Annotated in this window: 13 protein-coding genes; all 13 read left to right on the plus strand. The window is 65.6% G+C overall.

Features of this window, described 5'->3' with window-relative positions; all coding sequences use genetic code 11:
• Positions 1-29 precede the first annotated feature (29 nt).
• The 13 genes from aroC (at position 30) to G3I74_RS13385 (ending at position 14,869) form a co-directional block, all read left to right on the plus strand.
• The gene (gene aroC, locus G3I74_RS13325) at positions 30-1,121 is read left to right on the plus strand and encodes a chorismate synthase (protein WP_164212090.1); all 1,092 of its coding nucleotides are present in this window, start codon (positions 30-32) and stop codon (positions 1,119-1,121) included.
• 119 nt (positions 1,122-1,240) lie between these two features.
• Positions 1,241-2,260 carry an aspartate-semialdehyde dehydrogenase gene (locus G3I74_RS13330; RefSeq protein ID WP_164212091.1) on the plus strand — a complete coding sequence of 340 codons (1,020 nt, stop codon included), beginning with the start codon at positions 1,241-1,243 and terminating at the stop codon, positions 2,258-2,260.
• 102 nt (positions 2,261-2,362) lie between these two features.
• Positions 2,363-4,834, plus strand: coding sequence for a FimV/HubP family polar landmark protein (locus G3I74_RS13335; RefSeq protein WP_164212092.1), 2,472 nt, complete (start codon positions 2,363-2,365; stop codon positions 4,832-4,834).
• A 4-nt stretch (positions 4,835-4,838) separates the two neighbouring features.
• Positions 4,839-5,618, plus strand: a complete 780-nt coding sequence (gene truA / locus G3I74_RS13340; RefSeq protein ID WP_164212093.1) for a tRNA pseudouridine(38-40) synthase TruA — start codon at positions 4,839-4,841, stop codon at positions 5,616-5,618.
• The gene (locus G3I74_RS13345) at positions 5,615-6,220 is read left to right on the plus strand and encodes a phosphoribosylanthranilate isomerase (RefSeq protein ID WP_164212094.1); all 606 of its coding nucleotides are present in this window, start codon (positions 5,615-5,617) and stop codon (positions 6,218-6,220) included. The genes truA and G3I74_RS13345 overlap by 4 nt, the downstream gene beginning before the upstream one ends.
• The gene (trpB, locus tag G3I74_RS13350) at positions 6,213-7,436 is read left to right on the plus strand and encodes a tryptophan synthase subunit beta (protein WP_164212095.1); all 1,224 of its coding nucleotides are present in this window, start codon (positions 6,213-6,215) and stop codon (positions 7,434-7,436) included. Before G3I74_RS13345 ends, trpB begins: the two co-directional genes overlap by 8 nt.
• Positions 7,433-8,275, plus strand: coding sequence for a tryptophan synthase subunit alpha (gene trpA, locus G3I74_RS13355; RefSeq protein ID WP_164212096.1), 843 nt, complete (start codon positions 7,433-7,435; stop codon positions 8,273-8,275). The genes trpB and trpA overlap by 4 nt, the downstream gene beginning before the upstream one ends.
• A gap of 1 nt (position 8,276) precedes the next feature.
• Positions 8,277-9,200 carry an acetyl-CoA carboxylase, carboxyltransferase subunit beta gene (gene accD / locus G3I74_RS13360; protein ID WP_164212159.1) on the plus strand — a complete coding sequence of 308 codons (924 nt, stop codon included), beginning with the start codon at positions 8,277-8,279 and terminating at the stop codon, positions 9,198-9,200.
• A gap of 9 nt (positions 9,201-9,209) precedes the next feature.
• The gene (locus G3I74_RS13365) at positions 9,210-10,472 is read left to right on the plus strand and encodes a bifunctional folylpolyglutamate synthase/dihydrofolate synthase (RefSeq protein ID WP_164212097.1); all 1,263 of its coding nucleotides are present in this window, start codon (positions 9,210-9,212) and stop codon (positions 10,470-10,472) included.
• Positions 10,473-10,478: 6 nt separating this feature from the next.
• Positions 10,479-11,447 carry an SPOR domain-containing protein gene (locus G3I74_RS13370; RefSeq protein WP_164212098.1) on the plus strand — a complete coding sequence of 323 codons (969 nt, stop codon included), beginning with the start codon at positions 10,479-10,481 and terminating at the stop codon, positions 11,445-11,447.
• A 10-nt stretch (positions 11,448-11,457) separates the two neighbouring features.
• Complete coding sequence (locus G3I74_RS13375; RefSeq protein WP_164212099.1) at positions 11,458-11,967, plus strand: CvpA family protein; 510 nt, start codon at positions 11,458-11,460, stop codon at positions 11,965-11,967.
• 3 nt (positions 11,968-11,970) lie between these two features.
• Complete coding sequence (gene purF, locus G3I74_RS13380) at positions 11,971-13,449, plus strand: amidophosphoribosyltransferase (protein WP_164212100.1); 1,479 nt, start codon at positions 11,971-11,973, stop codon at positions 13,447-13,449.
• Positions 13,450-13,459: 10 nt separating this feature from the next.
• Positions 13,460-14,869 (plus strand): cryptochrome/photolyase family protein, encoded by a 1,410-nt coding sequence (locus G3I74_RS13385; RefSeq protein ID WP_164212101.1) that lies wholly within the window; start codon positions 13,460-13,462, stop codon positions 14,867-14,869.
• Positions 14,870-14,874 lie beyond the last annotated feature (5 nt).

Below are 14,874 nucleotides of genomic sequence, written 5' to 3' on the forward strand. Positions count from 1 at the left end.
CGCTTTTATCCTGCTTTCGGAGCTCGAGCATGAGCAATACTTTCGGGCGCGTGCTGTGCGTGACCACCTTCGGCGAAAGTCACGGCCCGGCGATCGGCTGCGTGATCGACGGCTTTCCCCCGGGGCTGGAGATTGGCGCGGACGAAATTCACGCCCACCTGATGCGCCGGGCGACCGGGCAGAGTCGCTGGACCTCCCAGCGCCGGGAAGCCGAAGACGTGCAGATCCTCTCGGGCACTTTCGAGGGCCGGACCACCGGCACGCCGATCGCCTTGCTGATCCACAATACCGACGCCCGTTCCAAGGATTACAGCCGGATCGCGGCGCAGTTCCGCCCGGGGCACGCCGACTACACCTACCACCACAAGTACGGCATTCGCGACTATCGTGGCGGCGGCCGCTCCTCGGCGCGCGAAACCGCCATGCGGGTGGCCGCTGCAGCCCTGGCCAGGAAGTACTTGAAGCAGCAGCTGGGCGTGGAGATCACCGGCTGGCTGGCCCAGCTCGGCGAAGAAGTCTGCGACGAGCATTTCGACGCTGCGGTGATCGATACCAACCCGTTCTTCTGCCCCGATGCCGGGCGCGTGCCGGTGCTTGAGGAGTACATGAAACGACTGTGGAAATCGGGCGATTCGGTCGGCGCCCTGGTCAAGGCGCGCGCCACCGCTGTCCCCGTCGGTCTGGGCGCACCGGTTTATGCCAAGCTCGACGGCGATCTGGCCGCGGCCATGATGAGCATCAACGCCGTCAAGGGCGTGGAAATCGGGGCCGGGTTCGGATCGGTGGCCCAGAAAGGCACCGAGCACCGCGATGAAATATCCCCGACAGGCTTCGAGTCCAACCATGCCGGTGGCGTGCTCGGCGGGATTTCCACCGGTCAGCCGCTGGAGCTGGCGGTGGCCTTCAAGCCGACCTCGTCGCTGCGCCTGCCCGGGCGCACGGTCGACGCGGCGGGCGAGCCGGTCGAGATCGTGACCACCGGGCGTCACGATCCCTGCGTCGGGATCCGCGCCATCCCCATCGTCGAGTCCATGCTGGCCCTGACCATCATGGATCATTACCTGCTCCACCGCGCCCAGTGCGGCGACGTGCCGCCCCAGCAGCCGCGCATTCCAGGCTGAGATGGGCGCGTTGAGCGTGATCCCGGTCTGCCGCGACAATCTGCGGCGATCTGCGTTAATCTCATTGAGCTTGACGATCGCTTTGGCTCTGTTTCAACACGACGCTTTAAGGAACTGCTATGACATCCCGCAAAGACGGCTATCGCGTTGCCGTGGTTGGCGCCACCGGCGCGGTCGGCGAAACCATGCTCGAGATTCTGGCCGAGCGCAAATTTCCGATCAGCGAGATCGCGGCGCTGGCCAGCAGTCGGTCGGTGGGTCGGGAGGTCAGCTTCGGTCGCAAGTCACTGATCGTCGACGACCTGGCGACGTTCGATTTTTCCGGCTGGGACTTCGCGCTGTTTTCGGCCGGCGGTTCGGTGTCGGCCGAGCATGCCCCGCGCGCGGCCAAAGCCGGCTGCACGGTCATCGACAACACCTCGCATTTTCGCCTCGATCCGGCCGTGCCCTTGGTGGTGCCTGAGGTCAACGGCGCGGTGCTGGATGATTTCTCCGGCGGCGGCATCATCGCCAATCCCAACTGCTCGACCATCCAGATGCTGGTCGCCGTGGCGCCCATTTACCGCCGCTACGGCATTCGCCGGATCAATGTCGCAACCTATCAGTCGGTTTCCGGGGCCGGCAAAAGCGCCATGGAAGAGCTCGGTCGGCAGAGCGCGGATCGTTTCAATTTTCGCGACCCCGAGCCCAAGGCCTTCGCGGCGCCGATCGCTTTCAACGTGATCGCCGAAATCGACGTCATCGAAGACAATGGCTACACCAAAGAAGAAATGAAGATGCACAACGAGACCCGCCGCATCTTCGATGACGCCGACATCGCGGTCAACGCCACCGCCGTGCGGGTGCCGGTCTTCGTCGGCCACGGTGAGGCCGTGCACCTGGAAACGCGCGATCCCTTTAAGCTCGATGAGGTGCGCCAGATCCTGGCCGACGCGCCGGGCCTGCAGCTGGCCGACGTGCCTGAACGGATCACACCACTGACCCACGCGGCCGGGAAGAACGGGGTTTTCGTCGGACGCGTTCGGCGCGACCTGTCGCATCCGCAGGGCCTGGATCTGTGGGTGGTGGCCGACAACGTGCGCAAGGGCGCCGCGCTGAACGCAGTTCAGATTGCCGAGTACCTCGCCGGGCGGTCCTGAATCGGCCGTGAAGCACAGCGCAGCTTGCTCTGCGCCGGCATTGGCAGGATTGCTATACTCGGAGCTATTCGAGGCTGGTCTGCAGACGAGGGTTAACGCACCATGAGCATTGCCACCGCAAATCGGAGCGCCCCCGTCCTGCTGGTCGCCACCCTTTTCCTCTGCCAGACGGCGGTTGCCAGTCTCGGGCTGGGAGAGGGCCGAGTGGAGTCGTTCCTGGGACAGAGTCTCGACGTGCGCATCGCGCTGGTGCAGGCCGGCGATACCAGCCTGGATTCGCTGAAAGTCTCGGTGGCTTCTTCGGAAGACCATGCCCGCCTGGGGGTGCCCTCCGAGGCGCTGGCCCTTGATTTGAGCGCCACTCTTGACCTCAGTGCGGACCCGCCGGTCATTCGCCTGCGCTCCAGTCGACCGGTAACCGACCCGTTCGTCCAGGTGCTGATCAACGCACGCTGGGACAGCGGACGCATGCTGCGCGAATACACCCTGTTTATCGATCCCCCGGCCGTTCCGGTTGCTCCGCCGATCCGCCGCTCGGAAGATCGGCAGCCGGCGCAGGCCGAGGCGCCATCGGATCCAGCGTCGGCGCCACCATCTGTTGCCGACGGCGAGCCCCTGTCGGAGCCGGAGCCGGAACCGCAAATCGAGCCGCAGCCACAGGCGCCAGCGCCCTCCGAAGCGCAGGAAGCGGCAGGTTCTGCGGTGGTCGTCGAGCGCGGAGACACGCTCTGGTCAATCGCGGCCGACTGGCGACCGGATGCGAGCGTGAGCATGAATCAGGCCATGCTGGCCATCTTTGACCGCAATCCCGAGGCTTTTATCGGTAGCAACGTCAACAGGCTGCGCCGGGGTGCGCGGCTGAACCTGCCGGGCGCCGAAGATGCGCGGGCGATCCCGGCCGCCGAAGCGGCACGGCGTTTTCGTGAACAGATCCAGGCCTGGGAGGCCGGACAAACGCCCCCGGTTGCAGAGTCGCCCGAACCGGTCGAGGAGGTTGCGCCGGAGCCGAGTGCCCCCGAGGCCGATTCGGCGCCCACCGAGCCGGAATCCGCCGTGCCTGAGGTCGCTGAATCGGAAGAAACCCTCGAAGCCGAGCCCGAATCGCAGCCGCGCCTGGAGCTGGCTCCACCGGAAGAGGACCTGGTTGCCGAGACGGCGGCGATTGATGTCGAGCGTCAGCGCCTGAGCGGGCAGCTTTCCGAACTGGAGACGGAAATCGAGGTAGAGGGTCTGCAAAGCGCGGAAACCGACGCGCTGGTCGATCAGATCCGCCAGGGCATCGATTCGGCCGATGCCGGCGGCATGATGGTTGCCAGCGAAGACCTGGCAACGCTGGAAGAGCAGCTGCGTGAGGCGCGTGAGGCGCGTGAAGCGCGCGAGGCGGAGCAGCGTGCCGCCCAGGCGGTCCAGCCACCCGTGGAGCCTCCGGCAGCCGTGGCGCCAGGGCCGCTGGCGACCGCGCCGGCATCCTTTTTCGAGCGCTGGCTGTGGCCGCTGGTTGCGGTTGGCCTCGTTCTGTTGCTGATCGTGCTGTTTGTGCTTGTCCGAAGACGGGCAGGACGGTCCGATGAGGCGCAGGCGCTTGAAGAGCAGGGCGATGCAGCCGCGGCGGACAAATCCGAGACATCAGCTGCAGCCGCCTCGCCGGTCGGGCCGGAGGCCGAAACGACACCGGATTCGTCTGATCGGGCCGACGACGACCAGGGCGCACAAGCAGCGGCATTGATGGGTATTCTCAGCCGCCAGGATGAGGACGACGAAGCGGCTGAGCCAGCGCCCGCAAAAACGGAGGCCGCGTCCGGAGATGACTGGGGCGGCCGCCGCGATGAGGAGGCGGAAGACGATGAGACGCCGGATCTGGCGCGCCTGTCCAATCGCCTTGATCCAGAGGAAAGGGACCGACCCGAGTCCTCGCCGAGCGGGTCCGAGTCAGTGGCGCTGGAAGACGAGGAAGTCGAAACGCTGTTTACCGCCGACGATCCGGCTGGCATGCCCACCGAAGCTCCCGAACAGGAAGAAGCCGGCCCGCTGACGCTGGATTTCGATCTCCCGGAGACCGAGCTTGACGAGGAGGGCGAGCCGAGCGGGAAGGAGCCGTCGGATGCCACCTCTGGCGGGGCCGACGCGGAGGTAGAACCCGAACCGGAATCGACTTTCGAGTGGACAGTTCAAGACGATGCCTCCCCCACCGAGGCGGAGGCTTCTGAACGCTTGGAAGACAGCAGCCTGGAATCCAGCCCCGTCGGCAGTGCTCCGGAACCCACGGCATCTCCGACAGAGGCCGAAAACCTCGACGGGTTTGCCCTGGAAGAGGACGACGAGGCGGCTGATGCAGCGGACGAGGACAGAGTCGAGGCGCAAGCCGATGCTGCGGCCGGCGAAGAGCCTTCCGAGCCCGCCGAGCCGCCCGCTGTCCTTGGCGACGAGGACGCGGAGGTCAAGCTGGATCTGGCACGGGCCTATATTTCGATGGAAGACCCGGATTCGGCGCGCACGTTGCTCGAAGAGATCATCAGCGACGGTTCACCGGTCCATCAGGAGCAGGCGCAAAAATTGCTGGACTCGCTCCAATAAGCACATGCGGTTGGCTGCCGGTGTGGAATATGACGGCAGCGGGTTTTTCGGCTGGCAGCGCCAGCGCCAGTCCCCGACTGTGCAGGCCTGCCTGGAGCATGCGCTGAGCCAGGTCGCCAACCACCCGCTCCAGGTCCATTGTGCTGGTCGCACCGATACCGGGGTACACGCGCACTGCCAGGTTGTGCATTTCGACACCCGGGCCGAACGCGACGAGCGTTCCTGGGTGCTGGGCACCAACAGCCACCTGCCCGATGGTATTTCAGTCCTTTGGGTGCGGCCCGTGCCAGATGATTTCCACGCGCGTTTTTCGGCGCGGCGCAGGCGCTACCGCTATCGCATTCTCAACCGATGGGTGCGCCCGGCGATCGATCGCTGCCGGGTGGCCTGGGTTCGGCATCCTCTGGACGCCGCGGCCATGGACGAGGCGGCCGGCTTGCTGCAAGGGGAACACGATTTTTCCAGTTTCCGAGCCGTGGGATGTCAGGCCCGCTCGCCGGTTCGCAGCGTGTACTCGGCCAGCGTGGTCCGGCATGGTTCGGAGCTGTGGTTCGACATCGAGGCCAATGCCTTCGTTTACCATATGGTTCGGAACGTCGCGGGCTCGCTGATCGCCGTGGGTCGTCGACAGCAACCCGCGGGATGGATTGGCGAACTGCTTGATGCCTGTGACCGCACCGCGGCCGGCATTACCGCACCGGCCGCCGGACTTTATTTCGTTGCCCCCAGCTACCCGGATTTTCCCAAGTTGCCGACCCACGAGGAAATCGGTTTTTCTTCATGACCCGAGTCAAGATTTGCGGCATCACCTCACCCGAAGACGCGGTGGCCGCCGCGGCCGCCGGCGCCGACGCGATCGGCCTGGTGTTCGTGCAGGCGAGTCGGCGCTGCGTGAGTCTCGAACAGGCCCGGGCCATCTGCCGGGCGCTGCCACCGTTCGTTACGCGGGTGGGACTGTTCGTGGACGCCCCGCCGGCGCAGGTCGAAGAAGTTTTGCGACAGGTACCGCTTGACTGCCTGCAGTTTCACGGCAGCGAGTCATCGCAGTACTGCCTGAGCTTCGGCCGTCCCTGGTTCAAGGCGGTGGCCATGGGCGGCGACGAGGCGCCGGACTGGCAGTCTTTCGCCGCTGCCGACGCCTTGCTGCTGGATTCACACGGCGGAGGCAAGCTGGGTGGGTCGGGAAAGACGTTTGACTGGGAGCGGGTGCCTGCCCTCGGGCAACCGTGGATCCTGGCCGGCGGCCTGAATCCCGGCAATGTCGGCGAGGCTTGTCGCCGCCTGCGGCCCGATGCAGTGGATGTATCCAGCGGGGTGGAGATTGGGCCCGGAATCAAGGATCATACAGCGATGAATGAATTCATCAAGGCAGTCAGACATGCTTGAAGCTCTGCAGCGAACGTCTCCGGAAACCCAGGTGCCCGATGATTCGGGGCATTTCGGGATTTTTGGCGGTAAATTCGTATCCGAAACGCTGATGCCGGCGCTGGAAGAACTTGACGAGGCCTGGCGCCATCACCTCAAGGATCCGGATTTTCTGGCCGAGCTGGACCGCGATCTGACCCATTTCGTCGGTCGACCCTCGCCGCTGTATTTCGCCGAAAACCTGACCCGGCAGGTCGGCGGGGCGCGCATTCTGCTCAAGCGCGAAGACCTTAACCACACCGGCGCCCACAAGATCAACAATACGGTCGGGCAGGGACTGCTGGCGCGGGCGATGGGCAAGCGGCGTGTGATTGCCGAGACCGGGGCCGGTCAGCACGGCGTTGCCTCGGCCACCGTAGCGGCCCGGTTGGGCATGCAGTGTGTGGTCTACATGGGTGCCGAAGACGTGCGCCGGCAGTCGGTCAACGTGTTTCGCATGAAGCTGCTGGGCGCTGAGGTCGTGAGCGTGGAGGCCGGCTCGCGCACGCTCAAAGATGCGCTCAACGAGGCCATGCGCGACTGGGTCACCAACGTCGACGACACCTTTTACATTCTCGGTACGGTGGCCGGTCCACATCCGTACCCGGCGATGGTGCGAGATTTCAATGCCGTGGTCGGTCGCGAGGCGCGCGCCCAGATGCTCGCCGAGTACGGTCGCTTGCCCGATGCGCTGGTTGCCTGCGTCGGCGGCGGATCGAATGCGATCGGTCTGTTCCATCCCTTTGTCAACGACTGCCAGGTGGCCATGTACGGCGTCGAGGCGGCGGGAAGAGGGCTGGTGGGGCTGGATCACGCCGCCAGCCTGTGCGCCGGTCGGGTCGGGGTTCTGCACGGCAGCCGAACCTACCTGCTCGACGATGATGCCGGGCAGATTCGCGAGACCCATTCGGTCTCCGCCGGCCTGGACTACCCCGGCGTCGGTCCGGAGCACGCCTGGCTCAAGGACACGGGTCGAGCGCAGTACGTCGGGATCGATGACCGCGAGGCGATGAAGGCGTTCCATGCCCTGACCCGCAGCGAGGGCATCATGCCGGCTCTGGAGACAGCCCATGCAGTTGCATACGGCATGCGGCTGGCCGCCGAGCGGCCGCGTGACGAACTGATCCTGATCAACCTGTCCGGGCGCGGCGACAAGGACATCAACACCGTGGCCGAAATCGAAGGAATCGAGTTTTGAATTCAGCCAATCGTATCGATCAGCGTTTTCGAGAGCTTGCGGACAGCGGCCGGACGGCTCTGATTCCCTACGTCACCGCCGGTCATCCCAGCCCAGAAGCGAGCGTGGATATTCTGCACGCGGCCGTGGCCGCGGGCGCGGACCTGCTTGAACTGGGCATGCCGTTTTCCGATGTCATGGCCGACGGCCCGGTAATTCAAAACGCCTGTGCCCGCGCGCTGGAGCAGGGCATGAACCTGGACCGGGTGCTTGAGATGGTGGCGACCTTTCGCCAGCAAGATGCAAAAACCCCCATCGTCCTGATGGGCTACACCAATCCGATCGAGCGACGCGGATCGGCCCGGTTTGCCGCCGAAGCGGCCGAAGCCGGTGTTGACGCGCTGCTGATCGTCGATTGTCCGGCCGACGAGGCCGAAGAGCTCAGGTCTGATCTGGCCGAGCACGAACTGCACCAGATTTTTCTCGTCGCGCCGACGACCACGGCTCGCAGGCTGGAGCGCACCGCCACGCTCGCCGGCGGGTTCGTGTACTACGTCTCGATCAAGGGCGTGACCGGCGCGGCAAGCCTGGATCTGGACAGCCTGGCCCCGGCGGTCGGCCGAATTCGCGAAGCCATGGATCTGCCGGTGGCCGTCGGGTTCGGTATTCGGGAGCCGGAGCAGGCGGCTGCAGTGGCCCGCTGCGCCAACGGCGTAGTGATTGGCTCGGCGTTGGTGGACCGGCTGGACCGCTGTTGTTCTGCGGCCGATGCCGTTCGGGTCACGCAGCAATTCCTGGGTGCGGTACGCGCGGCCATGGATGCCGCCACCGCCCTCGACGAAACCGCGGTCAATGCCTGAGATGAGCTGGTTCCAGAAATTGATGCCCGGCCGGATTCGCACCGAGGGCGGCAGCAGCCGCAGGGTGCCCGACGGGTTGTGGACCAAATGCAAGGCCTGCGACGGCGTGCTCTATCAGCCGGAACTTGAACGCAATCTGCACGTCTGCCCCAAATGCAATCATCACATGACGCTGACCGGCCGGGCCCGTTTGCTGGCCTTCCTGGACGAAGATTCCGGCGCTGAACTGGGAACGGGCCTGGCCCCGGTTGACGCGCTGAAATTCCGCGATACGCGCAAGTACCGGGATCGTCTTGCGGCGACCCAGAAGGCGACCGGCGAAAAGGATGCGCTGGTGGTGATGCGGGGTCGCTTGCTGGATCTGGACCTGGTCGCCTGCGCGTTCGATTTCCGCTTCATGGGTGGGTCCATGGGTTCGGTCGTGGGCGAGCGCTTCGTGTGCGGTGTCAATGCCTGTCTTGCCAACGACCTGCCGCTGGTGTGTTTTTCCGCATCCGGCGGCGCGCGCATGCAGGAAGGCCTGTATTCCCTGCTGCAGATGTCGAAAACGGCGGCCGCCCTGGCGCGTATGGGTGAGCAGCGACTGCCGTATATTTCCGTGCTGACCCACCCCACCACCGGTGGCGTCTCGGCCAGCCTGGGCATGCTCGGCGACATCAACCTGGCCGAACCCAACGCATTGATCGGTTTTGCCGGGCCCCGGGTCATCGAGCAGACCGTGCGCGAAAAACTGCCGCCAGGTTTTCAGCGCAGCGAGTTCCTGCTGGGCAAGGGAGCCATTGACCAGATTGTCGATCGCCGTGAGCTGCGCCAGCGAATTCACCGGCTGCTTTCACTGTTGCTGGGCAATCGCCCACCACCCGTGCAGGAAGGCGAGCTCCTGGCGCCCGACGACGATGCCGGCGAGCCGGAACCCACCGGGTAGAGCGGCTGCTTGACTGAGCCTCTGCAGGCCTGGCTGGATCGGCTGGAACGCCGGACGCCCGAGTCGCAAATTCGTTTGGGACTGGATCGGGTGCGGGCCGTACTGAACGCTTTGCCGGAACGCCGTCCGAGGTGCCCGGTGATCACGGTGGCCGGCACCAACGGCAAGGGCTCGGTCGTGGCCATGCTCGAGGCCATCTACTGCGCGGCGGGCTACCGAACCTTCGCCTATACCTCTCCCCACCTTTTGCATTTTGGCGAGCGGATCCGGGTCAATGCCCAGCCGACCGATCCGGCAGCCGTGGCCGAGGCTCTCGCCAGGGTCGAACGTTATCGCCAATCAACCGAGCTGACCTATTTCGAGCACGTGACCCTGGCGGCGCTGGTCGTGGCCGCCTCGGTCCGACCGGACGTGGTTTTGCTGGAAGTCGGTCTGGGGGGGCGGCTGGACGCGGTTAACGCGATCGATCCGGACGTTTCCGTGATTACCTCCATCGGTCTCGATCACGTCGAATGGCTGGGCGGAACCCGGCGCTCGATTGCGGCTGAGAAGGCCGGAATCGCGCGTCCCGGAAAACCGCTCATCGTCGGCGAGCGGCGGCCGCCGCGCGGCTGGGTGTCGGATCTGGACGCCAGCGGCGCCGAACTGTGGCTGGCCGGGCGAGATTTTCGCTGGCGACGGGCCGGTCGATCGCTTCGGCTGAGCGCAGGTGAAGCGGTGCTGGATTTGCCGCCGCCGGCGCTGGCCGGCGCGCATCAGTGGGGCAACGCCGCCTGCGCGGTCATGGCGGCGCGCGCGCTGGCCGCTCGCCTGCCGGTTTCCGACCGCGCACTTTGCCAGGGTCTACAGGCGGTGCAGCTGGCCGGTCGCCTGCAGTGCATCCCGGGTCAGCCCGAGATCTGGCTCGACGTCGCCCACAACGCGCAGGCCGCGCGTGTGCTTTCGGCCGCGCTAAGCGCGGAATCGAAGACGACCACGGCAGTCTTCAACGCCCTGGCTGGAAAGGATATACCTGCCATCGGTAAAACGCTTGCGGGCGATTTCGAGCGCTGGCTGGTGCCCGCCCTGCGCGGTGACCGGACCCGCGATTCGGGCGAAGTCGCCGATGCTTTGCGACATGCGCCTGTCGGGAGCGCGGTCGAAACGGTAGAATCTGTTGGCGAGGCGCTGAAGATCGCGCTGGCCGCAACACCGCCGGAGGGTCGCGTTGTGATCTTCGGCTCGTTTCGGACCGTGGCGGAAGCCTGGCCGATGATCCAGCAACGGAATTGACAGCAGATGGACAAGGTGCTCAAGCAAAGACTCGTTGGCGCGGCCATTCTCATTGCCCTGGCCGTGATTTTCGTGCCCATGCTGTTTGACGGATCCGATCGGCGCGAGGGGCCGCGTGACGCCTCCATCGACCTGCCGCCACCGCCGGCCGATCGTCGCGAGGTGCGCAGGCTTCCGCTTGACCCCGGGGCGGCCTCCGAGCCGCGTCAAGCAGAGCCTGCTGACAGCCAGCCGGTGGCTGAGCCGGAAGAGATCGATTCGCAGGAGCCTGCAGCGTACGAGTCGCCGGCCGAGTCGGCGGCGCCGGTCACCGAGCCGCCCGTACCAATGCCACAACCCGAACCAGAATCTGAGCCTGAAGCGGAGCTTGACCCCGAGCCGGAACCGGAACCGGCGCCAGAAACGCCCGAACCGACTCCCCAACCGACGCCGGAAACGACGCCCGGGCCTCAGGAAAGCGCGGCGCCGGCCGGCAGCTGGCAGGTCCAGGTGGCCAGCTTTGGTTCAGCAGCAACGGCCGAGCGCATCACCTCGCAGCTGGAGCAGCTGGGACACGCGGCAAACACCGACCTGTTGGTGCGCGGCGAGACCCGTCTGCACCGGGTATCGACCGGGCCTTATGCAGACCGCGAAGCGGCCGATCGCGCCAGGGCACAGATCGCTGCGACCGTTGCGGGCGTCGAGCCGCTGGTGCGAGAAATACCCGGTGCTGGCGATGAAGCGTCGCCATCGCCGGCGCGCTCCGGTTTTGCCGTCCAGGTGGGTTCCTTCGCCGAGGAGTCCAACGCCGACCGCCAGATGAACCAGCTGCTTGATCGCGGTTTTGATGCTTTCATCCACGCCGATGAAACCGGCTCCCGGTCGATCTGGCGGGTGCGTGTCGGCACCGTGGCCACGCGTGAAGAGGCGTCCGCCCTGCAGCGCACGCTGCGCGAGCAGGCCGGGCTGGAAGGCCTGGTGGTCAGCCACCCGTGACGCGATTGCCATGAGTACCGCCGATCTTGTGATCCTGGCCATCTGCGGGATCTCGATGCTGGTCAGCCTTTTCCGGGGTTTTGTCCGCGAGGCGTTCTCGCTGGTGGTCTGGTTTCTGGCAGTGTATGCAGGGCTTTTGGCCGCCAAGCCCTTTGCCGAGCGCCTGACACCCTGGATCGAGATGCCCTCGGTAAGAGTGATGGTCGCCTTTATCGGCGTGTTCGTACTGGTGCTGATCGTCGGCGGTCTGGTCACTTATCTCCTGGGCAAGCTGGTTGCCGGAACAGGCCTGAGCGGCACAGACCGGCTGGTTGGCGCGCTCTTCGGGGCGCTGCGCGGCGCGGCGATCGTGCTGGTAGCCGTCATCATCGCGCGCTTCACGCCGTTTCCCGAGGATCCGTGGTGGCGCGAGTCCCGGCTGCTGCCTGAATTCGAGCGCCTCGCGGTCGTAGCGGTTCGTTATTTCCCGGAAACGGTGCAGGAACACGTGCCGTCGGAGTCCGGGTCCGAGGAAATCTGAACCATGTGTGGAATCGCGGGAATTTTTGGTCGAACCGAGGTTGCGGCGCGTCTGTATGACGCCATGACCATTCTTCAGCATCGGGGTCAGGACGCGGCCGGGATGACGACCCTGGACGGCAACCGGATGCGCTCGGCGCGCGGCATCGGGCTGGTTCGCGACGTGTTCAGCGAGCGCTCTGTGGCGGGTCTGACCGGAGAGATCGGCATCGGCCACGTCCGCTATCCGACTGCTGGCTGCGACCGGCCGGACGAGACCCAGCCGATGTACGTCAACGCCCCGTGCGGTATCGCGCTGGGTCACAACGGCAACCTGATCAACTCCGAAGAGCTCAGCGCCGAGCTGTTTGCCCGCGATCGTCGTCATATCAATACCGAGTCGGACTCGGAGGTTCTGCTCAATATCCTGGCCCATGAGGTCGCCGCCCACGGTAGCGCCAGGATCACGCCGGAGCGCGTGTTCAGCGCCGTTGACGGGGTCCACAGGCGGTGCCGGGGCGGTTACGCCACCGTGGCCCTGATCGCCGGGGTCGGCCTGCTTGGCTTTCGTGACCCCCACGGTATTCGCCCCATCGTCCTCGGGCAGCGCGAGTCCCGCGATGGCCGCGAGTACATCATGGCCTCGGAGTCGGTGGTGCTGGACCTGCTGGGTTTCGATCTGATTTCCGATCTGGCCCCGGGTGAGAGCGCGCTGATCACCCTGGACGGTGAACTGCATCGCCACGTCAGCGACCAGGCTCGTCCGCATACGCCCTGCCTGTTCGAATACGTGTACTTTGCCCGTCCGGACTCCATGATTGATGACCTGTCGATCTACAAGGCCCGCCTGCGCATGGGAGAAGCGCTGGCAGAGAAGATCCTGCGCGAGTGGCCCGACCACGACATCGATGCTGTCATTCCGGTGCCGGATACCAGCCGCACGGCCTGCCTGCCGCTGTCGCAGATGCTGGGCGTGAAGTACCGCGAAGGCCTGATCAAGAACCGCTACATCGGGCGGACGTTCATCATGCCCGGTCAGGAAGAGCGGGCGCGCTCGGTGCGCCGCAAGCTCAACACGATTTCGCTGGAGTTCCGCAACAAGAATGTGCTGCTGGTCGACGACTCGATCGTGCGCGGCACGACTTCGCGCCAGATCATCCAGATGGCGCGCGAGGCGGGTGCGCGTAAGGTTTACCTGGCCTCGGCGTCGCCGCCGGTGCGCTATCCCAATGTTTACGGTATCGACATGCCCGCTGCCAGCGAGCTGGTTGCTGCCGGCCGAAGCGAAAGTGAAATCCGTGAGCGAATCGGCGCCGATCGCCTGATCTACCAGGAACTGCCCGACCTGGAAAAGGCGGTGCGGGGCAAGAATCGTCGTCTGGCCGGATTCGACAGCTCGTGTTTCAGCGGCCGCTACGTCACCGGCTTGGCCGACGGCTACCTGGAAGAGCTCGAGGCCCGGCGCGCAGACGCCGTGCGCCAGGAACGGCGGACAGGCTCCTGAGGCTGGCGACATGACCTCGACCGCGATCGTCTGGTTCCGACGCGATCTGCGCCTGGCCGACAACGCTGCCCTGGATCGGGCCCGCAAGGAACACGATCGAGTCGTACCGGTTTTTGTCTGGGATCCCGATGCCGAGGGCGCCTGGGCGCCGGGCGCGGCCAGCAGATGGTGGCTGCATCACGCGCTCTGTCATCTTGACCAGCGGCTCGGGCAGCGCGACAGCCGGCTGATCATCGCCAGCGGCGATACCGCCACCGAGCTGGAACGCATTCGTCGGGTGACCGGTGCCGGTGCGGTCTACTGGAACCGGCTTTACGAACCGGCTTTCGTCGAGCGCGATCGGACGCTGAAAGCCAACCTTCGCGCGGCCGGCATGCGGGCCGTTAGTTGCGCGGGGGCGCTGCTGTTCGAGCCCTGGGAAATCCTCAAGCCCGACGAAAGCCCCTACCTTGTTTTCACGCCGTTCTGGAAACAGATGCAAAAACGCTGGTCGGCGCCCGGCGCGTTTGCGGAACCGCGAACCCTTCCGCCACCGGCGCGCTGGCCCGCCAGCATGCCGGTTGCAGACTTGAAGCTGCCGGCAGAAGACAACTGGGCGAAAGATTTTTCCCGGCGCTGGGAGCCTGGTGAACTGCCGGCCCGGCGGCGTCTGGATACTTTCGTCGCCGAGGCGGTCGCGTCCTACGAGAAGGATCGGGATCGACCAGGCTGCCATGGTACATCGCGCCTGTCGCCGCACCTGCACTTCGGCGAGGTGTCGCCGGGCCAGGTGGTTCGCGCCCTGGATGAATCGGGGCAGCTGCCGGTCGGGCAGGGCCGCTGGTCGTTTCTGCGCGAGATCGCCTGGCGCGAGTTTTCCGCGCATCTGCTGTTCCACCATCCGGCTCTGCCCGATCGTCCTCTGAAAGCGCAGTTCGAAGCGTTCCCCTGGCGAGAAAAGATCGACTACGCCGATGATCTGACCGCCTGGCAGCGGGGGCGGACCGGCGTTCCCATGGTGGATGCAGGCATGCGCGAGCTGTGGCAAACCGGCTGGATGCACAACCGCGTGCGCATGATCGTCGCCTCCTTCCTGACCAAGAACCTGCTCATTCCCTGGACCGAGGGCGCACGGTGGTTCTGGGAGACCCTGGTCGATGCCGACCTGGCCAACAACACGGCCGGCTGGCAGTGGACGGCCGGCTGCGGCGCCGATGCCGCACCGTACTTCCGGGTCTTCAACCCCGTCCTGCAAGGTCAGAAATTCGACCCGCAGGGCCACTACGTCCGGCGATGGTGTCCGGAACTGGCGGAAGAATCTGATCGGGATTTGCACGAACCGAGCGCTGGGGAAGTCGAGGCAACCGCGGCTCCGATTGTCGATCTCAAGGATAGCCGCAAAAGGGCTTTGGCCGCCTACGACCGGATCAAGAAGACCTGACTATT

Origin of the sequence: Wenzhouxiangella limi (genome assembly GCF_010499265.1) — a bacterium.
Lineage (GTDB): Bacteria > Pseudomonadota > Gammaproteobacteria > Xanthomonadales > Wenzhouxiangellaceae > Wenzhouxiangella > Wenzhouxiangella limi.

Excerpts from the sequence above, each read along its gene's own strand:
- G3I74_RS13330 (WP_164212091.1), top strand. The coding sequence starts at position 1,241 with ATGACATCCCGCAAAGACGGCTATCGCGTTGCCGTGGTTGGCGCCACC.
- G3I74_RS13385 (WP_164212101.1), top strand. The coding sequence starts at position 13,460 with ATGACCTCGACCGCGATCGTCTGGTTCCGACGCGATCTGCGCCTGGCC.
- G3I74_RS13335 (WP_164212092.1), top strand. The coding sequence starts at position 2,363 with ATGAGCATTGCCACCGCAAATCGGAGCGCCCCCGTCCTGCTGGTCGCC.
- G3I74_RS13370 (WP_164212098.1), top strand. The coding sequence starts at position 10,479 with ATGGACAAGGTGCTCAAGCAAAGACTCGTTGGCGCGGCCATTCTCATT.
- G3I74_RS13375 (WP_164212099.1), top strand. The coding sequence starts at position 11,458 with ATGAGTACCGCCGATCTTGTGATCCTGGCCATCTGCGGGATCTCGATG.
- trpB (WP_164212095.1), top strand. The coding sequence starts at position 6,213 with ATGCTTGAAGCTCTGCAGCGAACGTCTCCGGAAACCCAGGTGCCCGAT.
- G3I74_RS13345 (WP_164212094.1), top strand. The coding sequence starts at position 5,615 with ATGACCCGAGTCAAGATTTGCGGCATCACCTCACCCGAAGACGCGGTG.
- purF (WP_164212100.1), top strand. The coding sequence starts at position 11,971 with ATGTGTGGAATCGCGGGAATTTTTGGTCGAACCGAGGTTGCGGCGCGT.
- accD (WP_164212159.1), top strand. The coding sequence starts at position 8,277 with ATGAGCTGGTTCCAGAAATTGATGCCCGGCCGGATTCGCACCGAGGGC.
- aroC (WP_164212090.1), top strand. The coding sequence starts at position 30 with ATGAGCAATACTTTCGGGCGCGTGCTGTGCGTGACCACCTTCGGCGAA.
- truA (WP_164212093.1), top strand. The coding sequence starts at position 4,839 with ATGCGGTTGGCTGCCGGTGTGGAATATGACGGCAGCGGGTTTTTCGGC.